We start from the raw sequence: 24,099 nt of genomic DNA on the forward strand, positions 1-24,099 counted from the left end.
AGGACACATGGACGCCCCTGAGTTCGCCGAGGCCGACGTCGCCCGTGTCGCGCTGTCCGAGCAGTTGCAGCGGCTCTCGGAGCTCCTGCGGCTCACCGTCGCCGCCGAGGACATCGGCGCCGCCCCCGCCGAGAAGGAGGGCCTGGCGGCCCACCTGTGGTCCCTGCTGGAGACCGAGGTGCCGCTGGTCCAGGAGGCGGTCGCGGGCTACGTCCGGACCCGCGGCGGCTCGTGGCAGGACCTCGCCGAGCTCAGCGGCCTGACCGAGGACGAGGCGCGCGAGCGCTGGGCCGCCCTCCCGGTGCGCGGCCCGGCCGACCCGGCCGCGGCGGCCGCGGCCCTCGACGCCTGGTACGTCCGGCACGCGCAGGTGGAACCGCTCGCCCGGGTCCGGTACCCGTTCAGCCGCCTGCTGAACGGGCGCTCCCCGGACGGGCAGCACCAGTGCCTCATCTGCGGGAAGTACGAGGGCAACACCGTGCCGGCCTGGGCCGGGTTCCCGGTGCCGCCCGGCGGCCACCTCGTCGACGACGGCACCTGGCGGGTCGGGCACGGGCCCACGCCGTACTGGCCGGCCGGCACCCTGCTGATCGAGTCCCGGCGGCACTTCCTGGACTACGCCGACTTCGACCACGTCGAGGCCGCGACGCTCGGGCCCCTGGTCCGGCGGCTCACGGCTCCGCTCAAGGAGGCGACCGGAGCGTCCCGGATCCACATCTTCTCCTGCATGGAGGGCACCGAGCACTTCCACCTGTGGATGGTGCCCCGGGTCGAGGGCCAGACCCCCGGGCGGACCTTCATGGCGGACCCCGGCCACTGCACCCACGACGAGGCCGAGGAGGTCATCGGACGCGTCAGGCAGGCCATGGAGCGGACGGAGGCCCGACGGTGACCCCCCCGACCCTGGCCCCGACCCCGTCCGGGCCCCCGGCCGCGGAGGGGCGCGCGGGCGGCCGCCGGATCCTGCTGGCGCCGGTGACGGTCAGCCCGACCAAGCCGCTGACCCCGACCCACCTGAAGTACCTGCTCTCCCTGGACCTGCTCCACCGGGCCACCGCCACCTTCTCCGAGGTCACCTTCCTCTACCGGCACGCCACGTACGCGGGCAGCCGGCAGGTGGCCGGCTTCTGGGACCACCTGGACCGGCACCACCCCGACCTGGCGTACGAGGCGCTCGGCGAGGAGGACATCGGCGAGCTGTACTCCGCCTACCACCGGGCCGAACGGCTCCCGTACGCCGCGATCGAACCGATGGTGCGACGCGCCGAGGACGGCTGGACCCACCCGGTCAGCGCGCGGCTGCTCGACCTCTGGGAGGGCCACTACCGGCTGCTGGGGCTCTTCGACCCCGAGCTCGGCCGCACCGGCCCCGAGCCGGCGCCGGAGGCCGAGGTCCTGGACCTCCTGGTCCGCCGCGACCTGTGCGTCAGGCCCGCCGTCCCCGGCGCGCCGGTCTTCCTGGACGCGACCGCCGCGGGGCTGCCGCTGCGCGTCGTCGTCGGCGCGGACGGCCAGGCGAACTACCTGCTCTACCTGCTCCGCGAACTGGTCCCGCTGCTGGACGGCCACGACCTGGTGGTGCTCGCCCACGACACCGAACTGCGCACCGACTACCAGACCGTGGCGCACGTGCTCCGCGCGCTGGGCGTCGAGGTCAGGCTCTTCGAGGTGCCCCGGGTGGCCGTCAACGGGGTCGTCCAGTCCACCCGGGCGGGCGGCTGGCGGGACCACACCATGGGTGCGCTCGCCGGGCCGCTCATCGAGGAGTTCGGCCCCGACGCGTTCCGGCTCGGGCTCCGGCTCTACCTGGTGGCCGGTCTGGGCCGCACGGCCCGCGAGTCCTTCTCGCTGCGCCACCTCCGGCGCTGGGCCCGCCGCGCGAGCGCGCTGCTGGCGGCCCACGGCGACGGTGGCCAGGGCCGCATGACGGCCGCGGAGGTCGACGCCGTCGGACGCCACCTGGCCCCGCTCGCGGGGCGGCGCGGCTACGCGGACCCCTACCAGGTCGCCACCGAACTGATGAGCCGTGATCCCGAGGTGCCGGTGGCCGAGCTGCTGGGCGTCGTGACGGGCCGCACCGAGGCCCCCCGAGCCCTCCGCGAGCGTGTGGGATGACCGGCGTGCCGACGGCCGAAGCCGTCCCCGGCCTCCTGACAGCCGCGGCCCGGCTGAGCGTCGAGCGCACCGTCGACCGGACGACCGTCCACCGCCACAACCCCTCGGAGGTGTTCCTCACCGACGCCCGCCCCGTCGGGCCGGAGAACTTCGTCGCGGCGGCGCTCCTGCCAGGGACGCATCCGCACTACACCGGACGCACCGGGCCCGCGGGCCGCTGCCCGGATCCGATGCTGCTGCTGGAGTGCTGCCGGCAGGCCGAGACCTACGCCGCGCACGCCTTCTTCGGCGTGGACGCCGCGTCGAGCTTCATCCTGCGGAGCTGCTCCGTCGACCTGTCCGCCGAGGCGGCCCGGGCCGCCGCTGCCGCCCCCTCCGGCCCGTCCGAGCTGCGGATGGCCGTCGTCACCGGGAACCCCCGGCGGATCGGGGGACGGCTCCACAGCCTGGACTACGACTTCGAGCTGCGCGTCGCGGGCACCGCGATCGGCGCGGTCCGGATGGAGGTCGGCTACCTCGCGCCCGACGCCTACGCGAAGGTCCGGTCGCGCGGGCGCCCGACCCCGCCGCCGAGGTCCGACGGACGGCTTCCGGTGACCGCCGGGCAGCCGGTCGCACCCGCCCGGGTCGGCCGTACGAGGAGCACCGACACCCTGCTGCTCGACGCCGTCGCCGACGGGGGCGGCGTGCGGGCGGCCCTGCGCGTGCCGGTCGAGAACCCGAGCCTCTTCGACCACGCGCAGGACCACGTCCCGGGGATGGTGCTGATGGAGGCGGCGCGTCAGCTCGCCGCGCTGGCGGTCGACGCCCGGGGCGAGGGCACGCCGGACCGGACGGTACTGGTCGGCCTGTCGGCCTCCTTCGCCGCCTTCGCGGAGCTGGACGCGCCGGTCACCATGACGGCGGTCCGCACCGGGGGAGGCGGATCGCCGGAGGGGCCGTCACCGGTCGAGATGACGTTCCACCAGGGCGGCGCGGACATCGCCCGGATGACGGCGGTGCTGGCCCCCGTCCCCGGCCTGCCGTCCGCGACCGGCGAGCGGGAGGGGTGATCCAATGAGCGAGGCGGCAGGAGCGGCGGTGGTGGCCGGGCTGGGAGGCCGGGTGCCCCCGACCGTGCTGACCAACCGGGACCTCGTGGCCTCCCTCGACATCGACGAGGAGTGGATCCACAGCCGTACCGGCATCAGACAGCGGCACGTGATCGCCCCGGGCGGGTCCACCGGCGACCTCGCGGTCGAGGCGGGACGGCGGGCACTGGCGTCGGCGGGGGCGGAGCGCGTCGACGCGCTGGTCCTCGCGACCAGCACACCGGACCGGCTGTGCCCGGCGACCGCTCCCGAGGTGGCCGACCGGCTCGGCCTGGGCGCCATTCCGGCGTTCGACGTGGCCGCCGTCTGCACCGGCTTCATCTACGCTCTGGCGACCGCCGGAGGCCTGATCGCCGCCGGCACGGCCGGCACCGTCCTGGTGATCGGCGCGGACACGTTCTCGACCATCCTGGACCCGGCCGACCACCGGATGCGGGCCGTCTTCGGCGACGGCGCCGGAGCGGTCGTCCTGCGCCCGGGGCGGGCCGGGGAGCAGGGCGCCCTGCTGGGGATCGGCCTGGGCAGTGACGGCTCCCGCAGCGACCTGCTCGGCATCCCGGGCGGCGGCTCCCGTCAGCGGTCCGCCGGTCTGCCGACCAGGGCGGAGGACGTCTACTTCACCATGCAGGGACGCGCGGTCTTCCACGAGGCCGTGCTCCGGATGGCGGCCTCGATCCGGGAGACCGCCGAGCGGGCCGGCTGGCCGCTGGAGGACGTCGACCGGTTCGTCCTGCACCAGGCCAACGCCCGCATCCTGGCGGCCGTCGCCACGAGGCTGGGCGTGCCCGTCGAACGGTTCGTCCGCCACATCGACCGGGTCGGCAACACGGCGGCCGCCTCCGTCCCGCTGGCCCTGGCCGACGGCGTCGCCGGGGGCCGGATCCGGCCCGGTCACCGCGTCGTGCTGGCCAGCTTCGGCGGCGGCCTCACCTGGGGGTCCGTCGCACTCGTCTGGCCCCGGCTCGACGCCTCGGCCCCGGACGGCCCAGCAGAGCATTCCCACCTGTGAGGAGAACGAGATGAATGCGATCGAAGAGCGGATCGCCGAGGTCCTGTCCGCCCAGTTCAAGGTCGAGCGCGCCGCGATCGAGCCGGACGTCACGTTCGCCGCGCTCCGCTTCGACTCCCTCGTCCTGATCGAGCTCGGCCTCATCCTGGACACCGAGTTCGGCGTCGAGATCGACGACGGCGAGCTGACCAACGAGATGACCATCAGCGACGCCGCCGAACTGGTCGCCGCCAAGGGGGCGTCGCTCTGATGGTGGGCCGGGCGGAGGCGTTCGGAGTCGCGGTCACCGGGCTCGGACTGGTGACCCCCGCCGGGATCGGCGTCAAGGAGAACTGGGACGGCCTCACCTCCGGAGTCTCCCGCGCGGCTCCGGACGAGGCGCTCCGGGGCTGGCCGGTCGACTTCACCTGCCGGGTGCCCGGCTTCGACCCCGAGGAACTGCTGGGCGGCTTCTCGGCCTGGCAGCTGGAACGGTTCGTCCAGCTCGCGATCGTCGCGTCCCGGCAGGCCCTCGACGACGCGGGCTGGGACCCGGCGACCTGGGACGGCGCCCGCGTGGGCGTGGTCCTGGGCAACTCGCTCGGCGGCGTCCAGACCGTCGAACGCCAGCACCGGGCCCTGCTCGACGGCGGGCCCCGCAGGGTCTCGCCGCTGCTGATCCCGATGTCGATGGTGAACATGGTCGCCGGCCAGGTGGCGATCGACATCGGGGCCAGGGGGCCGAGCCAGGTCGTGGCGACCGCCTGCGCCTCCGGCACGACGGCCGTCGGCACCGCGCGGGAGCTGCTGCGCTCCGGGGCCTGCGACGTGGTCCTGGCGGGCGGATCCGAGTCCGCGCTGACACCGCTGGCCATGGCGGGGCTCAGCAGGATGGGCGCGCTGTCCCGGCGGACCGACGACCCGGCGACGGCCTCGCGCCCCTTCGACGCGGACCGCGACGGCTTCGTCGCCGCCGAGGGCGCGGGCGTGCTGGTGCTGGAGCGGATCGCGGACGCCCGTGCCCGGGGCGCCGTGCCCCGGGCGGTGGTGCGCGGCTACGGCGCCGCCACCGACGCCCACCACCCCACGGCCCCCGACCCGGACGGCCGCGGGATCGAGCAGGCGCTGCGCGCGGCACTGGCGGACGCCGGGCTCGGGCCCTCCGACGTCGACCACGTCAACGCCCACGGGACGTCGACCCCGCTCAACGACGTCACCGAGGGCCGGATGCTCCACCGCGTCCTGGGCGACGGCCCGCTGGTGACCTCCACCAAGGGTGTCACCGGGCACGCGCTGGCGGCGGCCGGCGCGATCGAGGCCGGGTTCACGGCGCTCGCCATCCAGCACCGGAGCGTTCCGCCCACCGCCAACCTCGCCCGGCTCGACCCCGAGCTGGAGATCGACGTGGTGTACGGCGCGCCGCGCAGCGCCGTGATCGAGGTCGCCGTGAGCACCTCGCTGGGCTTCGGCGGCCACAACGCCGCCCTCGTCCTGACCGCCGACTGACCGAATACCTGACCAACCATCCGACTGACCATGTGACCGACCACCGGGAGTGGACATGAGCAAGCTGCAGAAGATCCGACTGATCGCACTGGACAGCGACGGGGTGCTCCTCAACGACACCTACAGCCCCGTCATCGAGCGCTTCGTCACCAAGCACGGCGGCCGCTACACCGCCGAGGTCGAGCGCGGCGTGTGGGGCTCGCCGCAGCTGGCCGCGGGCCAGAACATGGCGCTCGCGTGCAAGCTGCCCTGGTCGGCGCGGGAGACGATCGCGGCGTTCTTCGAGGAGCGGGAGGCCTACCTGCGCAAGAACCCGGTCCAGGTGACGGAGGGCGCCGAGGAACTCCTCGCCACGCTGCGGGAGACGGGAGCCCGGGTGGTCTGCTACGGCGGCCGCACCCGCGAGTACACCTTCGACAAGTACCTGGGCCACCTGGCCGAGTACTTCGACGCGGAGATCCCGTACGTGGACGTCAACGACTTCCGGCCGGGCACCAAGGAGATCGTCCGGGACATCTTCCGCTACGAGTTCGACGAGGTCCTCTTCGTCGACGACATCAACCGGGTGGCCGAGGTCACCAAGGCCCTCGGGGCGGGCTTCGTCGGTGTCCCCGCCTCCCTGCCGCACAACTTCCAGCGGGCCGAGATGGAGGCGACCGGCGTGCGGTACTCGGTGGACGACATCCGGGGGATCGACCTCGAACTGCTCGAAGCGGTCGACGAGGAGCTCGCCGCAGGCACCCTCTGGTCGGACCGGGCCTGATGACCGGGCCAGGGATGCTGCCGAGCACCCGGCTGGGCCGGGTCGGGCCGCAGGTGGGGGTGCAGGGCCTCGGCTGCATGGGGATGAGCGAGTTCTACGGCCCGAGCGACCTCGACGCGTCCGTGCGGACCCTCCACCGGGCGCTGGAGCTCGGCGTCACGCTCTTCGACACCGCGGACAGCTACGGCACCGGCCACAACGAGGAGCTGCTCGGCCCGTTCGTGCGGGCGAACCGCGACCGGGTCGTGATCGCCACCAAGTTCGGCCTGGTCCGCAGCGCGACCGACCCGCACTACCGGGGGATGGACACCTCGCCGGCGTACATCCGCAAGGCGGTCGAGGCCAGCCTTCGTCGGCTGGGCGTCGACACCATCGACCTCTACTATGCCCACCGGATCGACCCCCGCACGCCCGTCGCGGAGACGGTCGGCGCGATGGCCGAGCTGGTGGAGCGGGGGAGCGTCCGGTACCTGGGGCTGTCCGAGGTCAGCGGGGCGCAGCTGCGGGAGGCGCTGGAGGTCCACCCGATCGCGGCCGTGCAGTCCGAGTGGTCGCTGTTCTCCCGTGACGTGGAGGAGGACGTCGTCCCCGTCGCGGCGGAGGCGGGTGTGGCCATGGTGCCGTACTCGCCGCTGGGGAGGGGCCTGTTGACCGGTTCGTTCACCACGGTCGACGGGCTCTCCGAGGGCGACTTCCGCCGGTCGATGCCGCGCTTCGCCGGGGAGAACGGCCGGCACAACCTCGGGCTGCTCGCCCCGTTGCACCGGATCGCGGAGGCCCGGGGCGTCACCGCGGCACAGATCGCGCTCGCCTGGGTCCACCACCGGGCCGCCGTGCACGGCGTCGCGGTCGTCCCGATCCCGGGAACGCGGGCCCTCCACCGGCTGGAGGAGAACGTCGGCGCCGCCACCCTGCGCCTCACCGAGGAGGAGCTGGCCGAGCTGCTACCGCTCGGCGGGCTGGTCGCCGGGCCCCGCCACGCAGGGCTGACCTTCGCCTCTCTACGCGCGTCGGGCGGCGAAACCGCAGGTCAACGAACTTAAGGGAGGCTTTAGTTGGGACAGGGAGCCTTGGTTCTGCCGTAATTTGGTCACGGCATGACCGAAAGTGAGAATTTCTTGAACGATGTGACGCCCGGGAGTGCGCTCCCTCAGTTCCCGATCGTCCGAACCCGCCTCCTGGCACCGCCTGTGGAGGACTCCGGCCCGCGCGCGGGGAGCCCGATCACCCGGGCCCCCCGCGCAGGCCGCTTCCCCGGCCTGCGCACCAACCTCCGCGAGCTGTTCACCGATTCCTGACACCCGGGTTCCGCGCCGACCGGTTCGCGCGGCCCCACCGGGTGGGCGGGCGCTGCCCGCTTGTCCGGAACCCAACAGGAACGCCAGTCAGCAGCTATTCTCGCAACACGTGCGCAAGAGGCGGGGGAGTAAGCACATGTACAACGACTTGCAGCTTATGGATTCAAGCGCCGGAAGCGACGTCCTCGTTCCGGACTTTCCGCCGGCGGCCGTCGTGGCGCAGAGAACCCGTCCAGTGACCTTCGAACTCCTGGGCCCCGTCTGCGTGAACTGCGGTGATCAGCGGCGATCGGTCAGTGCCCGGAAGGTCAAAATCCTCTTCGCGACACTGCTCTCGCGAGCCGGACGGACCGTGGGAATCGATGAACTCATCACCGAACTCTGGGGCGAGCACCCGCCGCTGCGGGCCACCGCGGCCTTGTACGTCTACGTATCCCAGCTCAGAAAATTCCTGGTCGACGCCGGTTGTACGGGCAGCAGGATAGAGACCCGCCACCCCGGATACGGGTTGGACCTGGGCCCGCACGAACGGGATGTCGACGTGTTCCAGCGGCGGGTGAGGAAAGCCCGCAATCACGTCTCGCACGGAGAGCACGAGCGGGCCGTCGTGGAATTCAAAAGGGCACTCAGCCTGTGGCGCGGACCAGCACTCGGGAGTCTGAGGGACGGACCAATCGTCAGCGGTTTCGCCACCTGGTGTCAAGAGTTCCGACTGGAATGCATCGAGATCATGCTGGAGTCCAATCTCGCACTCGGCAGGCACCGCGAGATCGTGGGGCCGCTCTTCTCGCTGACGACGGATCACCCGTTCCGGGAATCCTTCTACCGGCAGCTGATGCTCGCGCTCTACCGGTCCGAACGGCGGGCGGACGCGCTGCGCGTCTACCAGGTGGCCAGGGACACCCTCCGCCGTGACCTCGGGCTCGATCCCGGGGTCGCCCTGCGCGCCGTCCACCAGGCCGTCCTCACCGCGGACGACCGGCTGGAGGACCTCCAGGGGTCCGTCCGACCGTTCATGTGACCGCCGCCCGCTGCTCCTGATCGTCACGCCGGGGCAGCGGGCGGGCCGTACACGGTTGCGCCCAGGCCGTGCGCGTCGGTGGCGGAGCCCGCAGAAAGGGCGGTGGCCCGGGAAGGAGTTCCTCCCGGGCCACCGCCCTCGGCCCGTCAGGGCCGGTCCGGCCGGATCAGATCCACTGGCTCACCCCGGGCGGCGCGGCCAGGAGGGGCAGCAGCGGACCGAGGCCGGTCAGCGCCGGACCGAGGGTGATGTAGGGCAGGACCGACGGGACGGCTGCCGGCAGCGCCCCGAAGTCGAGTCCGGCCAGCGGGTCGCCGCCGGTTCCGATGATGTCGTCGTACAGCCACGGGTCATGGCCGGGCTTGTGACCGTGGTCGTGGCACTTCTCCTTCTCGCACGGCGGCAGGCACCGGGCGAGCGCGGAGGACGGCGGCGTGGTCACCGGCTGGGTCCCCGGCGGGGAGTTCGGCGGCACGTAGGAGGCGGTGACGGTGTTGACGGTGTCCTCGCTGATCAGGCTGGAGCAGAAGAACGTCGTCGTCTGCCCCGCCGCCAGGTCGAACGTCCCGGCCGCCACCACGCAGGACGGCTCCTGGGCGTCGTTCAGCGTGATGCCGGTCAAATCCACGGTGCCGTTGTTGGTGACCGTGATCCGCCAGAACACCTGGCACTTGTCCGGGGCGCACAGCTCCTCGGGCGCGTTCCCCTTGCGCAGGGTCACCTCCTTGCCCCACGGTCCGGCCCCGCCCGGGCCGCAGTCGGCGGCCTTGCCGGACTGGCAGACCTCCTTGTTGACCTCCAGCGACGGGACGCCGCCACCGCTCACGGTGACGGTGGCTTCGGAGGGGGGCGTGGTGATGGGGGTGCCGCCGGGTCCGGGGAAGGTGGCGGTGACGGTGTTGGTGGTGGTCTGGGTGACGTTGGTGAGATCGCAGAACACCTGCTGAGAGGCGCCGACCGCCAGGTCGAACGTTCCGGCGGCGGTCACACAGGACGGTGACACGCTGTCCGTCAGGGTGATGTCGGTGACGGGGACCGTGCCGGTGTTGGTCACGGTGATGCGCCAGTACGCCGTGGTGCCGGTGGTGATTGTGGTGTTCTTCGCCCAGGGGCCGGGGCCGCCGTCAGTGCAGTCGTTGGCGTTGGTGGAGGTGCAGACCTCTTTGTTGATGCTGAGTGATGGTACGACCGGTGGGGTGACGTCGACCGTGGCTTCGGAGGGGGGCGTGGTGATGGGGGTGCCGCCGGGTCCGGGGAAGGTGGCCGTCACCGTGTTCACGGTGTGTTGGGTGACGTTCGGGAGGTTGCAGAACACCTGCTGTGAGGCGCCGACCGCCAGGTCGAACGTTCCGGCGGCGGTGGCGCAGGACGGTGACACGCTGTCCGTCAGGGTGATGTCGGTGACGGGGACCGTGCCGGTGTTGGTCACGGTGATGCGCCAGTACGCCGTGGTGCCGGTGGTGATTGTGGTGTTCTTCGCCCAGGGGCCGGGGCCGCCGTCAGTGCAGTCGTTGGCGTTGGTGGAGGTGCAGACCTCTTTGTTGATGCTGAGTGATGGTACGACCGGTGGGGTGACGTCGACCGTGGCTTCGGAGGGGGGCGTGGTGATGGGGGTGCCGCCGGGTCCGGGGAAGGTGGCCGTCACCGTGTTCACGGTGTGTTGGGTGACGTTCGCGAGGTCGCAGAACACCTGGTGCGACCCGCCAGCCGCGAGGTCGAACGTCCCGGCGGCGGTCACGCAGGACGGTGACACGCTGTCCGCCAGGGTGATGCCGGTGACCGGGACGGTGCCGGTGTTGGTCACGGTGATCCGCCAGTACGCCGTGTTCCCGGACGGAATCGTCGTACTGCCGGCCCACGGCCCGTTACCGCCCTCCCCACAGTCGGCGGCGTTCGTGGAAGTGCAGACCTCCTTCAGGATCGTCAACGACGGCACGTCCACCGTGGCCTCCGAGGGAGGCGTGGTGATCGGTGTGCCGCCCGGTCCGGGGAAGGTGGCCGTCACCGTGTTCACCGTGGGCTGCGTGACGTTCGCCAGGTCGCAGAACACCTGGTGCGAGGCGCCGACCGCGAGGTCGAACGTTCCGGCGGCGGTCACGCACGACGGTGACACGCTGTCCGTCAGCGTGATGCCGGTGACCGGAACCGCGCCCGTGTTGGTCACCGTGATCCGCCAGTACGCCGTGGCACCGGGTGCGAGCGTCGCGTTCTTCGCCCAGGGCCCGATGCCGCCGTCCACACAGTCGGACGCCGTCGCGGAGGTGCAGACCTCCTTGTTGATCGTCAGGCTCGGCGTGCACTGGGCGCCCGGGGTCACCTGGAGGGTGACGGTGTTGGAGGTGACGGGCGCCTGGCCGTTGGTGACGGCGGAGGCCTGGTTGGAGACGGAGGTGACGGAGCAGTCGGTCGACACCGTGGTCTCGAAGCAGATCTGCGGTGCGTCGCCGACGAAGGTCACCTGCATCTGCGGGTGGTTGCCGGGGGTGAAGGACGCCCCGCTGATCAGGGTGAGGTTGGCGACCACCTGGATCGGCGAGTCGCTGGTCGGGACGGACGAGATGTCCGCGGTCTCCGTGGCGGGGTTGAACGGGAAGGTGCCGATGACGGTCCCGCCGGCCGTCAGCACGGTCACCGAGGACTGGGTGAAGTCGACGGTCGTCGGGTCGATGCCGAGGAGACTGACCGTCCCGTAGGACCTCACGTGTCCGGTGGCTCCGTCGCAGTAGTACGCGGAGGGGTTGATGGTGCCCTGGGCCTTGGTCTTCAGGCAGGGCGAGGCTCCGGTGACCGGGTCGATCGAGAACAGGTAGCCGGTGTCGCCGAGGCTGAACTTGCACTGGCCGTTGTAGGCGTAACCGTACGGTCTGGTGTCGCCGCCGTTGACGTTGGGCGGGCCGTTGAGGACGCCGTTGGTGCCGTACTGGGTGCAGGGGGCCTGGGTGTTCCAGTCGTAGCAGAACGAGGAGCTGGCGGAGGTCGGGGAGATGCTGAGGTAGATCCAGAACGGGAACTCGGTCTCCAGGTGCCCGTTGGCGGCGGTGATGGTCAGCGGCACCTGGAAGTTGGCCTCACCGGGGCCGACGTTGGTGCTGACCAGGGTCTGGAGGCCGGGGGGCGCGGCGATGGAGTTGCCGGTGAAGTCGAAGCAGGCGACGGTGCCGACCGGAGGGGTGACCGCCCCCTCGACACCGCCGACCACCGAGCAGACGCCGGTGACGGTGCCGGAGGTGTTGTACATCTCGAAGATGTTGTCGCCTCGGGCGGCCTCGGTACCGGTCGGGGTGACGATGACCTTGGGGGTGGCCCAGCCGGTGCACGCGGCGTTCGTCGACGGGTCGAAGCAGGACATCACCGTGGGCAGCGGGGCCAGCTGGTTGTCGGTGACGTAGACCTTGCCGTTGACGACCCTCATGATGCCGGCGTAGTCGCCGCTGAAGGCCTCCTGTCCCTCGTTGGGCGGCAGGCCGATGGTGAAGGTGCCGCAGGAGGCGTTGGTGGCGGGGTCGTAGCAGAGGATCTCGCCGGTGCTGGAGACCGCGTAGATGAGGTTGTTCGGCGCCTCGACCACGCCGCCGATGGCCAGGCCGGTGCCGGTCTGGAGGGCGGTGAAGCCGCAGCTGGCCTGGGCCTGGAGGTCGATGCAGCCGACGCCGATCAGGGCCTGGGTGGTCCGGCTGATCGCGGCGTAGTACAGCTTGGAGCCGATCTGCACGTAGGTCGGTGTGCGGGTGCTGCCGAGGTCGCCGGTGGTCTCTCCGGCCACCGAGGAGTTCAGCGCCTGGGGCCAGGTGGCGGGGGCTCCTTCCGGGGTCGGGCAGGGCCCGTTGGTGAGCTGGTCGGTGCAGACCACACTGGCCGTGTTGGAGAACCCGTGGTGGTAGATGTTCCAGATCTCGGGTGTGGAGACGCCGTTGATCGTGGCGGTGTAGAGGATGGGGGTGAAGCCGTCGCCGCCGGTGGCCGTGTTGATCGGTGTGAACGGCGGCGGGATCTGGACCACCTGGCCGGTCGCCGGCGACGAGAGGTTCGGGTTGGTCGCCTGGACGACGTTGGTGGCCTCGCCCTGGTCGGTGCCGGAGAAGGTCGCTCCGCCGTTGGTGGACCACTCCCTGGTGAAGCCGGGGGGCACCTGGAGGGACTCGGGCACGTAGGTCTGCGTCTGGGGAGTGCTGCCCGGTCCGCCCTGGATCGCGTCGGTGATCGTGGTGCTGACCGGAGTGCCGTCCGGGTTGGTCGCGGAGACCACCCAGCGGACGGTGCCGCCCTGGCTGGTCCGGGTCGTGCTGCCGGTGGCGAGGTCGGTGCCGGTCTTCTCCAGGGTCACGGGCTGCTGGCGGCCGTTGTGACGGCCGTTGCCGCTGTCGGCCGCGGGGCGGTGGGCGGCGGGCGTGCGCGCGGCACCGTCCGCGGCGTGCGCCACCGCGGGCACTGCGAAGGACCCGGTCGCCGAGGCGAACGCGAGGAGGAGGGGGAGCGCCGCCCGGGTGACGCGGTCGCGGATCGCGGCCGGTCCACGGTGTCTTCGCTCGCGTCCCCTGGTGGGTGGACAGCGCCTCATGACGATTCCCTTCGATCAGACGGTCCGGCATCACGCGGTGTGCTGGACGGTGGTGATGGTGTGTGCGGGAACCGCGGGTCGGACGCACGCGGTAGATGAACCGCTACCCACAGTGACCGTACGGGTGTAGTATGTCTTCTGAAAATCCGACAAATGGCGTTCAGTGCGTCCGAACGGGGCGGCATTCACCCTGATGAGCGCAGAAGGCCCCGGTGTGCGACGTGTCGCACACCGGGGCCTTCCGTGTGGTTCCTCCCGGGTCCGTCAGACCTCGGGGCCGTGGGTCACGGTGACGGGCTCGTGGTCGGTCGCCGCTTCGCGAACGCGGCGATCGCGGGCTTCATGAAGCGGTTGACGGGTGTCTCGAAGAAGCGGTAGGAGGCCATGGAGACGGCGACGCACAGCGCGTAGAAGGCGAGGACGAACAGCACGCCCCCGGCGACGGAGTTGTCCCAGGGGTGCACGTACCGCTGGCAGACCAGGATGAAGGCCCACTGGTACATGTAGATGCCGAAGGTGTACTTGCCGTAGGTCGAGACGCGTGTGACGGCGCGGTTCTCCGCGGCGTCCGGGGCCCGCCAGCGGGCGATCTCCCTGGCCGCGAGGGCGCCGATGAGCAGGACGATCGGGACGATCGTCAGCGCCGTCAGGTCGAACAGGATCGGCGCCCACAGCTCCTCGACCACCACCGCGAGCAGGAGCAGCGCGGTGGGCGCCCAGACGTTCCGGATCCACCTGCCGCGCAGCACCAGCAGGCAGATCAGCATTCCGCACAGCGCCTCCAGGAGGCGGGTGAGCGGGAAGACGTAGACGAGCCAGTACTTCCACTCGGAGACGCGGACGAGGTGGCCCCGCTCGGTGAAGGCCGCGTTCGCGAAGGTCGTGCTGTCCGGCAGGAGTTGCAGGACGACGGGCAGCAGCACCACGACCGCGACCAGGCCGGCCAGCAGGCCGAACAGGAACCGGTCGCCGCGGCGGAGCAGGAACCTGTACACGGCCGGGAACACCGCGTACAGGACGAGTTCGGTCGACAGGGTCCACGCCGGGGCGTTCGCCGCCCAGTAGACGTCGTGGTTCGGGAACCAGCCCTGCAGGAGGGTGAGCGTGGTGAACAGGCCGGGGGCGGCGAAGGTGGCGGCGAAGGCGCACACGATCACGGCCCAGGTCAGGAAGTGCACGGGCAGGATGCGCAGCAGGCGGCGGGCCTGGAAGCCGCGGTCCGGCGGGCGCTCTGCGGAGATCCAGGTCAGGATGAAGCCGCTGAGGACGATGAAGAACGACACCGCGTTGAAGCCCGCCGGATTGAAGACGCGGTAGTACGCCTCCTGCACCGCACTGTTCTTGAAGACCTGTTCGAAGGACAGGTGCGACGCGAGGATGCAGAAGGACGGCAGCAGGCGGGTGGCGCCGATGAAGGTGAGTTGTCTCGCTGTGGGGCGGGTCGGTGCCGTCTCCGTACGGCCGGACGTGCCGGTAGGGGCTGATGTCAACTCATGTGTAGCCACTCTTGTACCCTCACACCCTCACATTGATGTGAGGGGCAAGCGGATCATCCGTGAGAACCGTCACTTTCCGCTCCACCCCCCTTGCGAAGCGTGCTCCGGCGTCCGCGCATGGGCGAACGCCGGAGCCTCCTGCTGCCTGCCGTGCTCACGGGCGGTCCGTGGCGCCCGCCCGGCTACGGCGGCCTACGATGCCTCGGGCATCTCGAACCTCTCCCGCGCCTCGGGGGAGCACCCCTCGCCGTACCCCATCCGGTAGCCGACGCCGCGCACCGTGGTGATCCACCGGCCGGAGCCGAGCTTCGCCCGCAGGCTGCTGACGTGCGTGTCGATGGTGCGGCTGGTGCAGGCCCAGTTGCTGTCCCACACCGTCGCCATCAACTCCCTGCGCGACACGACCGTTTCGGGATTGACGGCCAGCGCGTAGAGCAGCTCGAACTCCTTCGACGTGACGGGGACCAGCCGGCCGTGCAGCCGTACCTCCCGCCTGCCGGGATCGATGTGCAGCGGGCGCAGGGAGATGGTCTTCGCCGCGGACGTCCCGCGACGGGAGCGGCGCAGCACGGCGTCGATCCGCGCGCCGATCTCCCGGAAGCCCCAGTTCCTCACCACGCAGTCGTCCGCCCCGGCGCGCAGCGCGAGGACCCGGCCCAGCTCGTCGTCCAGGTCGGCCACGGCGATCAGCGGGGTGTTCGCGTCGCTGCGCACCGACCGGCACACGTCCAGTCCGTCGATGTCCCCGAGCTCCAGCGAGAGCAGCACCAGGTCCGCGTCGCGGTACGCGCGCAGCGCTCCCGCCCCGGTGTGCACGCTCCGCGTGGTGTAGCCCTGTCTGCGCAGGCCGTGCTCCATGGCCTCGGCCTCGGAGACGTCCCGCTCCACCACGAGAACGTTCGTCATTCCAGCTGTCCCCCTTCTTCCTCGGTTTCCTCGGCCGCCGTCAGCTCGCGGCCCTGCTCAGCTCGGCCCGGACGCCCTCCGACGTGTCGCCGAGGTACTGGTGGGCGTACGCGGCCGAGGCCATCGTCATGTGGTGGTGCCAGCCGGGGAAGGAACGGCCCTCGAAGTCCAGGACGCCGAAGCGTTCCTTCAGAACGGAGATGCCGGACTGGGTGGCCGTCCGGGCGCGCACCAGGGAGAGGACCTGCTCCACCGGCCGGTCGGTGAGGTTGGTGATCCAGTACCGGGCGGGCAGGTGGCCGTCCGGGGCGGGCCGTTCCAGGATCCGGTACGTGCGCACGGCGCCGTCGGTGCCCGCCAGCTGCGGCAGCCGCACCGTGCCGACGTAGGCGTGGATCGGCACGACCTTGGGGCGGCCCTCCGGGGTCTGCTGCACCATCACGTGCGGCTGCCTGGCGTGCCGCATCCTCATCAGCTCACCCACCGGCCTGACGGCCGGCGTGTGCTGTCCGGCGAGCACGACCTGTCCGGGGTCGACCTCGCACACCATGTCCAGCCGCTCCCGGGCCAGCCCCGCGAGCACGCCGGCCGCGTCGTCGCACCTGGTCAGGTCGAGGACCCAGGGCAGCCCGGCGGCGTGCGGCAGCATCACCGCCTCCGCGGCGTAGTCGAGGACGTAGGCGCCGACGGGCCGCTCCTTCTCCTCGTCGGGTATCCGGGCGCGCCGCCTGAGCTGCTGGTCCCAGTCCCAGGGGCCGGAGAGCACCAGGCTCCAGTCGACCGGGAAGGAGTGGCCGTTGCAGGCCAGGAAGAGGCCCACCGCGCGCTGGCCGTTGACGGGCTGCCCGGTCGGAGCGTCCACCCGGTGCACGCCCACCGAGTGCTCGCCGTTCTTCGGAATGGTGAGGTCGGCGACCGTCCACGCGTAGGGCGCCGCCTCCGCGGCGACCCGCTGGGCGAGCCTGTGACGCACCGGCTGCCAGTCCCAGGGGCTGGCGTTGATGAACTGGTGCAGCCCGTGCGCGGCCGCCGAGGGTAAGGAGTCCGCGCGCGCCATGCGCCGCGGCGTCTTCTTGCCGGATCCATGACTCAGGGCCCACAAGTACGCCCGGGCCCAACGGCGTTGTTCCACTCTGTGGAGTGACCGGAAGACGTCCTCCACGAATCGCTGCATGTGCGCGCCATCGGTCGTTGCCGTGCGCGCCCCCGTCGACGACATAAAACGCTACGCCCCCTTGTGTCCCGTAACGCTCGCACCGAGGTCGGTGCATCGTGCAACCTGTGCACGTCAACAACGTACCTTCGGAGCGCCGAACCCGTCTGTCGCGCGCCCGTACTTCGCGATTTCGCCCACTGAGCTGGAAGAACGCGGCGTGCGGCACGGGGGGAGGGCGCGAACCGGAAGGCGGAAACCCGCGCTCGGCGTGTTGTTGACGCGCCACCGCGGGTCCGGTCGACGAGGTGTCAAGGATTCATGAAGAAAGCGAAAGCGTGGGGCGGCCGGAACGCCGGTGGCCGCCGAAGGCCGGGGGTAGCCTTCGGCGGCCGGTCCGTGGGGCCGCTGCGCGGAACCGGTCAGCGGCGCTGTGCCGCCAGGGTGTCGAGCCAGTTGCCCAACAGGCCGTGCACGGCGTCCGGCCGGTCGAGGTGGGCGTTGTGGCCGGCGCCGTCGACGGCGGCGTAGGTCGCGCGCGGGTAGTGCTTCAGGAGCTCCAACTGGTCCTGCCAGCCCACCATGTGGTCCTGGCGGCCCGTCACCACGAGGTGCGCGGCCTCGTTGGTGCCGAAGCGGGACTCCGGGGCCTGCTTGAGCACGTACGCCTTGAGGAGCGCGGCGGCGTCCTCGCGGTGGTGGGCGTGGAAGCCGGGCAGCACGTGCTCGTGGAAGGCGCTCCAGCCGGCGTCGTCCTGGTGCAGGGCGAAGGCCTCGAACGGCTTGCGGTCGGCCGCGTCGAGCGAGTCCAGCAGCGCCTCGTCCCGGCCGAGCACCCGCCGCTCGGGCAGCACGCGCTCACCGGACGGCTTGACCAGCGGCGAGATCAGTGCCGTACCCAGGACCTGCGGGCCCCGCTCGGCGATCAGGTGCCGGGCGAGCATGCCGCCGTAGGAGATGCCCACGGCCGCGAACGGCTCGTCGCCGATGACCTTGTCGACGAAGTGGAGCACCGCCTCGGCCATGGCCTCGGCCGTGACCGGCCCGGTCAGCCGCGGCGAGCGGCCGTGGCCGGGCAGGTCGACGTAGAGCCGCCGCCAGCCGCCGCGGGCGGCGAACACGGGCTCCAGGGGCAGCAGGAGCCGGTGGTCGATGGTGTAGCCGTGCATCAGCACCACGGGCGTTCCGGAGCCGAACTCGACGTGGTGGAGCAGTTGGTGTGCCTGGTTCGGCGTTGCGGTGGTCTGGATCGATCCAGTCTCTTCGGTCATGGCTCCACAGTCCGATGCTGACATTAGTGTGATGGTCAAATTCCCCAGAGGGGTGGCTGGTTGGCAGGCGCGGCCCGGTCAGGCGGCATGGGCGTCGCGCACCGTGGCGAGGTACGCGGCGACGGCGTCACGGTTGCGGACCAGGGACCGGATGCGCTCGGTCATCCGGTCCCGTTCCCGTTCCAGCGCCGAGATGATCTCCGGCGAGGCGTCGGAGACGTGGATCGCCCCCGGCTCGTCCAGACAGGGCAGGATCTGCCGGATGACGCGGGTCGGCAGGCCGGCGTCGAGCAGGCCGCGGATCTGGTGGACCCGGTCCACGTTGCGCTCGTCGTAGGAGCGCCAGCCGTTGAAGTTGCGCCCGGAGGCGATCAGCCCCCGCTCCTCGTAGTAGCGCAGCAGTCTTCGCGAGGTCTGGGTACGCTCCGCCAGCTCTCCGATCCGCATGCGAACTCCTCCTCGCCCTTCGTCGCCGTACTCGACGCCGTCCGATCGCCTACTGCGCCGCCCTCTTGGCCGGGAAGCCGTGGCTGCGGGCGATCACGACGACGGCGATCACCGGCACCATGAGCAGCAGCACGCTCCACGGCAGGGACCCGGCGCCGCTCACGTCGAGCAGCACACCGCCGATCACGCCGCCGCCCGCCATCGCGACGTTCCAGAGCGTGACCAGCATGGCCTGGGCCGCGTCGGCCGACTCGCCGCCCGCCTCACCGGCCGCGGTCTGCAGCAGGGTCGGCACCCCGCCCCAGCCCAGGCCCCACAGCACGGCGGCGACGTAGACGAGCGCGGTGTTGTCGGCGAGCACGGCCAGCACCGCGGCGGCCACCGCGACCAGCACCGAGCAGGCGACGGTCAGCGCCCGCAGCCGGTGGTGGATCTGCGCGCCGACGATCCAGATGCTCGCCAGCGAGGCCGCGCCGAACACGAGCAGCACGAGGTCGGTGTTCCCGCCCATGCCGAGGTCGTCGAGGAAGGAGGCGATGTACGCGTAGATGATGGTGTGCGCCAGGACGAAGACCAGCGTGACGAACAGGACCGGGACCACGCCCGGGACACGAAGGGCGTGCAGCATCTTCGGCCGCTCGCCGCGCTCCTGGCCGGGGAAGTCCGGTACGGCCGCGGCGATCCACGCCAACAGCAGGACGGTCAGCACCGTCATCGCGAGGAAGGCCACCCGCCAGCCGGACAGCTTGCCGAGGAAGGTGCCGGCGGGCACGCCGAGCGACAGCGCGACCGGGATGCCCGCCATTGCGACGGCGATCGCCCGGCCCTGGAGGTGGGCCGGGGCCAGCCGGCGTGCGTACCCGGCGAGCAGGGCCCAGGCCACGCCCGCCGCGACGCCCGCGACGAAGCGCGCCACCATGGTCAGGCCGTAGACGGAGGACACCGCGGTGACGGTGTTGGCGACGGCGAAGCCGACCATGGAGGTCAGCAGCAGCCGCTTGCGGTGCCAGCCGGCGGTCATCGCGGTCAGCGGGATCGCGGTGAGCGCGGTGCCGAGCGCGTAGATCGTGACCGTCTGCCCGGTCGCGGACTCGCTCACGTGCAGGTCGCGGCTCATCGCCGGGAGCAGACCGGCGGGCAGGGTCTCGGTGAGACTCGTGATGAAGACGGCGGTCGCGAGGGCCAGCAGGGCGAACATCGGCAGCTTCTGCGACTGTTCGTCGACGCCCTGCCGACGCCCTGTGGCGTCGGTCTGCGCGGCCGAACCGGCCGCGGTGTCGGGTGCGGTGCTCATGGAAGTGCTCCGGGGTTGTCGTGGACGGGGTTGTCGTGGACGGGGTGGGCGGACGCCCGGGCCCGGGTCGGTGAGGAGCCCGGATCGGTGCGGGGGAGCGGTCGGCCGCTTCCGGCCGGTGCGGCGTCAGGGCTCACTGAGGCCGCCGTCGACCGGGAGGCGGACGCCGGTGGTGAACGTGGCCTCGGTGGCCAGGAAGAGCGCGGCCCGTGCCACCTCCTCGGCGGCGCCGAGGCGGCCCAGCGGCGGCAGGGGCGCACCGCCGCCGCCCGGCTTCTCGATGCAGCCCGGCGCAACGGCGTTGACGCGGACGCTGCGGGAGACGAGCTCGGCCGCGAGCGCCTGCACGGCCGTGGACGGCGGGCCGGGCGTGGTGAGCACGACCGCGCCGCCGTCCCTGAGGCGCGGCAGCAGCGGCCGGGCGGTGGCGACGGTGTCGGCGAACAGCAGGTCGACATCGGTGCCGGGGCCGAGGCAGTCGCCCAGGCCGGACGGTGCGACGACCCGGGCGCTGGAGCCCAGCTCGGCACGGAGGCCGCGGCGCTCCTCGGCGGTACCGGCGGTCAGCACGACCTGGGCACCGCCCTCCACCAGGCGCTTGGCGATGGCCAGCCCGATCGTGGTGGCCTCTCCGAGCACGACGGCCTTCCGGCCCGCGTACCTGGTCATGCGTGCGCTCCCTCCCCACGGCGGCCTCCAGGGCCACGTCGTGCGGCCCGGCAGTCACGACTGTGCGCCGGGCCGCTTCGGGAAACCTTCGGAACGGCTGATGGCCGGCTTGCGGTCGGCGGCAAGATCGGCCGGACAGGGCCTGGGGGGAAGGATCCGTGACGTACAGTGACGCACATGCGGTTTGGGGTGCTCGGTCCACTGGCAGTGCGGGACGACAACGGGGTGGACGTCAGGGTTCCCGAGGCGAAGGTGCGGGCGCTGCTCGCCGATCTGCTGGCGCACGACGGCGGACCGGTCTCCGCGGACCGCCTCATCCACGACCTGTGGGGCGACCGGCCACCGGGCCGGCCCGCGGGTGCGCTGCAGGCCAAGGTCTCGCAGCTGCGCAGGGTTCTGGGCCGGGACCGTGTGGTGCACCAGCCCTCCGGCTACCGGCTGCGGCTCGACGGCGACGCCGACGAGGTGGACGCCGTCCGGTTCCGCGACCTGGTCGACCGGACCCGCGACGGCGCGGACCCGGCCACCCGGGCCGCGCTGCTCACCGAGGCGCTCGAACTGTGGCGCGGGCCCGCCTACGCCGACTTCGCCGACCAGGAGTTCGCCCGCGGAGCCGCGCAGCGTCTCACCGAGCAGCGGTTGTCCGCACTGGAGGAACAGGCCGAGGCCCGTCTCGCGCTCGGGGACCAGGTGCTCCTCGCCGGGGAGCTCGCCGACCTGGTGGTCCGGCACCCCCTGCGGGAACGGTTCCACGCGCTGCGGATGCGGGCGTTGTACGCGGCGGGCCGGCAGAGCGAGGCGCTCGCGGCGTACGAGGAACTGCGCGCGCGCCTCGTCGCGGACCTGGGCGTCGATCCGAGCCCCGAACTCGCCGCACTGCACCAGGCGGTGCTCCGCCAGGACCCGGAGCTGACGGCGGCGCCGCGCAGTGCCACCCGCCCCCGTCCCCGTACGGACACGGACACGGATACGGCCGCGGACACGGAGGCCACCGCGGGCGCCGCACCCGCCTCCTCCCACCTGCCCGCCTTCCTGACCCCTCTCATCGGCCGCGACGAGGCCCTCGTCCGCCTCTCCGAACTCCTGCACACCGCACGCCTGGTGACCCTCAGCGGCCCGGGCGGGGTGGGCAAGACCCGGCTGGCCGTGGCGGCGGCCGACGCGATCCACGGCGGGAGGGCCTCCGAGGATCTGCCCGACGGCACCTGGTTCGTGGAGTTCTCCGGCGTCCGCCACGGGAGTGCCGCCGAACTCGCCCAGGTCGTCGCCGCGGCCCTCGGCATCAGCGACCACGCGCCCTCCGCGGTGCCGGTCTCCGGCACCGGCACCCGGTCGCCCGCCCACCACCTCGCCGCCGTGCTGCGCGACCGCCGTACGCTGCTCATCCTGGACAACTGCGAGCACGTCGTCGACGCCGCCGCCGAACTGGTCTCCCTGCTGCTGCGCACCGCGCCCGGCCTGCGGGTGCTGGCCACCAGTCAGGAGCCGCTCGGAGTACCGGGGGAGGAGGTGTTCCTGGTGGAGCCGCTGCCCACCGACGACGCGGTACGGCTGTTCACCCAGCGCGCCGCCGCGGCCCCCGGCTTCTCCCTGGCCGCGGACACCTGCGACGGTGCCGACCACGCCGCCGTCACGGAGATCTGCCGCCGTCTGGACGGCATCCCGCTCGCCCTGGAACTGGCCGCGACCCGCGTGCGGGCCCTGGGCGTGCACGAACTGGCGGCCCGGCTCGGCGACCGGTTCCAGCTCCTGACCTCGGGGCGGCGCGGTGCGCCGGAGCGCCAGCAGACCCTGCGCGCGGTGATCGACTGGAGCTGGGAGCTGCTCAGCGCGCCCGAGCGCATCGTGCTGCGCCGCCTGGCCGCGTTCAGCGACGGCTGCGACCTCCAGGCGGCCGAGGCGGTGTGCGCGGGCGACGGCGTCACCGGCCCCGAGGTGCCCGACCTGGTGATCCGGCTCGTCGACCGGTCCCTGGTGGACGTGGTGGCCGGACCGGCCGGCCCGCGCTACCGGCTGCTGGAATCCGTCGCCGCGTACGCGACCGAGCGGCTGCACGAGATGGAGGACCTCGCCGCGGTGAGCGATCGGCACCTGCGCCACTACCTGGCGCTCGCCGAACGCGCCGAGCCGGAGTTGCGCCGCGCCGGACAGCGCACCTGGCTCGCCCGGCTCGACGCCGAGTCCGGCAACCTGCGGGCGGCCCTCGACGAGGCGGTGCGCCGGGCCGCCGCCGGGGCCCCCGTCCAGGCGGCGCGCCTGGCCACCGCGCTGTCCTGGTGGTGGCTGGTGCGCGGCCGCCTCGCCCAGGCCCGCCGCAGCCTGCGGGCGGTCCTGGACGCCACGACGACCGCGAACACGGGCTCCGAGGACGCCGAACTCGCCCTGCTGCACGCCGCGTTCGCACTGCTCACCGGCGACCACGACACGGCCGCCGCCCTTGCGGACGGTGCCGCCGTCCCCGACCCGGTGCGCAGGGCACGATCGCTGTGGCTGTGCGCGTACGGCCTGTTCAGCGCGGGAGCGGTGGCCGACAGCGGCGAACTGAACGACCGGGCGCTGACCCTGTTCACCTCGGCGGGCGACCAGTGGGGCACCGCGGCCGCGCTCGGGCTGCGGGCCGCGCTCGCGCTGGTCCGCGGCGATCTCGCCGGGCTGGGGCGCGACGGGTGGCGCAGCGCGGCGCTCTTCCGCGAGGTGGGCGACCGCTGGGGCGAGTTGCAGACGGTGTCGCCGCTCGCGGCGCTCGCCGAGATCAGGGGCGAGTACGAGGAGGCCGCGCACCGCCAGTACGAAGGGCTGCGGATGGCGCGCGAACTGGGCCTGGCGGCCGAGGAGTCGGCCCGGATGTCCGGGCTGGGCCGCCTGGCGCTCCTGGCCGGCGACTGGGACCGGGCCCGGGACCTGCACGAACAGGCGCGTGCCGGCGCCGCCGAACAGGGCTACAAGTACGGCGAGATCCACGCGGAGATGGGCCTCGCACTCGGCGCGCGCCGCTCCGGCGACCTCGACGCCGCCGAGGCGCACCTGGAGCACCTGCGCGACGGCTACGCGGACGTGTCCTCGCTGGCCGGCGACCACCTGGTGCTGGCCGAACTCGGGTTCGTCGCCGAGCTGCGGGGCGACGCCCACCGGGCCGCGGCCCACCACCTGCGCGGCCTGGAGGTGGCCCGCACGCTCGGCGAACCGCGCGGCCTCGCGCTGTCCCTGGAGGGGCTGGCCGGCGCGGCGGCCCTGCACGGCACCCCGTCCGCCGCGGGGCACGCGGCCCTGCTGCTCGGCGCGGCCGAGGCGGCCCGCCGCAGCGTGGGCGCGCCGCTGCCCCCGGCCGAACGCACCGACGTCGACCGCATCACCCGCGCGGCGCGCACCGCCCTGGGCGACGCGGCCTTCACCGGGGCCTTCGAGCGCGGCACCCGCCTGACCCCCGAGGAGGCGCTCCGCCAGGCCGCCCCGGTCCTGGGCCGGTGACCAGGGTCCGTCCCCGGGCCCCGTGCCGGGGCCGCGCCCCGGCCTGCGAGCATGG

General features: G+C 72.6%; 18 protein-coding genes. 10 read left to right on the top strand and 8 right to left on the bottom strand.

Translation table 11 applies throughout. The features are described 5' to 3' along the window. Positions 1-7: 7 nt before the first annotated feature. From RZ50_RS27785 to RZ50_RS27825, 9 genes are all read left to right on the top strand, one after another. A complete protein-coding gene (locus RZ50_RS27785) occupies positions 8-892 on the top strand; it encodes an HIT family protein (RefSeq protein WP_196950163.1) in 885 nt (294 codons plus the stop codon). Next, positions 889-2,115, top strand: a complete 1,227-nt coding sequence (locus RZ50_RS27790) for a hypothetical protein (RefSeq protein ID WP_196950162.1) — start codon at positions 889-891, stop codon at positions 2,113-2,115. Before RZ50_RS27785 ends, RZ50_RS27790 begins: the two co-directional genes overlap by 4 nt. A gap of 5 nt (positions 2,116-2,120) precedes the next feature. Continuing rightward, complete coding sequence (locus tag RZ50_RS27795) at positions 2,121-3,167, top strand: ScbA/BarX family gamma-butyrolactone biosynthesis protein (protein ID WP_196950161.1); 1,047 nt, start codon at positions 2,121-2,123, stop codon at positions 3,165-3,167. A gap of 4 nt (positions 3,168-3,171) precedes the next feature. Next, the gene (locus RZ50_RS27800; protein WP_196950160.1) at positions 3,172-4,215 is read left to right on the top strand and encodes a beta-ketoacyl-ACP synthase III; all 1,044 of its coding nucleotides are present in this window, start codon (positions 3,172-3,174) and stop codon (positions 4,213-4,215) included. Between the two features lie 10 nt (positions 4,216-4,225). Further along, entirely contained in the window at positions 4,226-4,465 is a 240-nt protein-coding gene (locus tag RZ50_RS27805) for an acyl carrier protein (protein ID WP_196950159.1), read from the top strand. Then, positions 4,465-5,700: a beta-ketoacyl synthase gene (locus RZ50_RS27810; RefSeq protein ID WP_196950158.1), complete on the top strand. Its 1,236-nt coding sequence runs from the start codon at positions 4,465-4,467 to the stop codon at positions 5,698-5,700. Before RZ50_RS27805 ends, RZ50_RS27810 begins: the two co-directional genes overlap by 1 nt. A 55-nt stretch (positions 5,701-5,755) precedes the next feature. Continuing rightward, complete coding sequence (locus RZ50_RS27815) at positions 5,756-6,463, top strand: HAD family hydrolase (protein WP_196950157.1); 708 nt, start codon at positions 5,756-5,758, stop codon at positions 6,461-6,463. Beyond that, positions 6,463-7,506: an aldo/keto reductase gene (locus RZ50_RS27820; RefSeq protein WP_196950156.1), complete on the top strand. Its 1,044-nt coding sequence runs from the start codon at positions 6,463-6,465 to the stop codon at positions 7,504-7,506. The genes RZ50_RS27815 and RZ50_RS27820 overlap by 1 nt, the downstream gene beginning before the upstream one ends. 391 nt (positions 7,507-7,897) lie before the next feature. After that, a complete protein-coding gene (locus tag RZ50_RS27825) occupies positions 7,898-8,782 on the top strand; it encodes an AfsR/SARP family transcriptional regulator (protein ID WP_254803079.1) in 885 nt (294 codons plus the stop codon). Between the two features lie 166 nt (positions 8,783-8,948). Here the strand turns inward: RZ50_RS27825 and RZ50_RS29985 are convergent, their stop codons facing one another. From RZ50_RS29985 to RZ50_RS27865, 8 genes are all read right to left on the bottom strand, one after another. Then, positions 8,949-13,202, bottom strand: a complete 4,254-nt coding sequence (locus tag RZ50_RS29985; protein ID WP_217680950.1) for a hypothetical protein — start codon at positions 13,200-13,202, stop codon at positions 8,949-8,951. A 422-nt stretch (positions 13,203-13,624) separates the two neighbouring features. Continuing rightward, entirely contained in the window at positions 13,625-14,830 is a 1,206-nt protein-coding gene (locus RZ50_RS27835; RefSeq protein WP_196950154.1) for an acyltransferase, read from the bottom strand. A gap of 198 nt (positions 14,831-15,028) precedes the next feature. Further along, entirely contained in the window at positions 15,029-15,742 is a 714-nt protein-coding gene (locus RZ50_RS27840; protein WP_196950153.1) for a response regulator transcription factor, read from the bottom strand. Between the two features lie 40 nt (positions 15,743-15,782). Next, positions 15,783-16,961, bottom strand: a complete 1,179-nt coding sequence (locus RZ50_RS27845) for a transposase (protein ID WP_254803080.1) — start codon at positions 16,959-16,961, stop codon at positions 15,783-15,785. A gap of 356 nt (positions 16,962-17,317) precedes the next feature. Continuing rightward, positions 17,318-18,166, bottom strand: a complete 849-nt coding sequence (locus RZ50_RS27850) for an alpha/beta fold hydrolase (protein WP_196950151.1) — start codon at positions 18,164-18,166, stop codon at positions 17,318-17,320. Positions 18,167-18,244: 78 nt separating this feature from the next. Continuing rightward, on the bottom strand, positions 18,245-18,613 hold the full coding sequence (locus tag RZ50_RS27855; RefSeq protein ID WP_196950150.1) for a MerR family transcriptional regulator: 369 nt from the start codon (positions 18,611-18,613) through the stop codon (positions 18,245-18,247). Between the two features lie 49 nt (positions 18,614-18,662). Then, positions 18,663-19,907 carry an MFS transporter gene (locus RZ50_RS27860; protein ID WP_196950149.1) on the bottom strand — a complete coding sequence of 415 codons (1,245 nt, stop codon included), beginning with the start codon at positions 19,905-19,907 and terminating at the stop codon, positions 18,663-18,665. Between the two features lie 126 nt (positions 19,908-20,033). After that, positions 20,034-20,576: an SDR family oxidoreductase gene (locus tag RZ50_RS27865; RefSeq protein ID WP_196950148.1), complete on the bottom strand. Its 543-nt coding sequence runs from the start codon at positions 20,574-20,576 to the stop codon at positions 20,034-20,036. A 177-nt stretch (positions 20,577-20,753) separates the two neighbouring features. On the opposite strand from RZ50_RS27865, the gene RZ50_RS27870 reads away from it, so the two are divergent. Beyond that, a complete protein-coding gene (locus RZ50_RS27870; RefSeq protein WP_217680952.1) occupies positions 20,754-24,044 on the top strand; it encodes a BTAD domain-containing putative transcriptional regulator in 3,291 nt (1,096 codons plus the stop codon). The last annotated feature ends 55 nt before the right edge of the window (positions 24,045-24,099 follow it).

The sequence above is a fragment of the Kitasatospora sp. SUK 42 genome, assembly GCF_015776785.2.
GTDB lineage: Bacteria > Actinomycetota > Actinomycetes > Streptomycetales > Streptomycetaceae > Kitasatospora.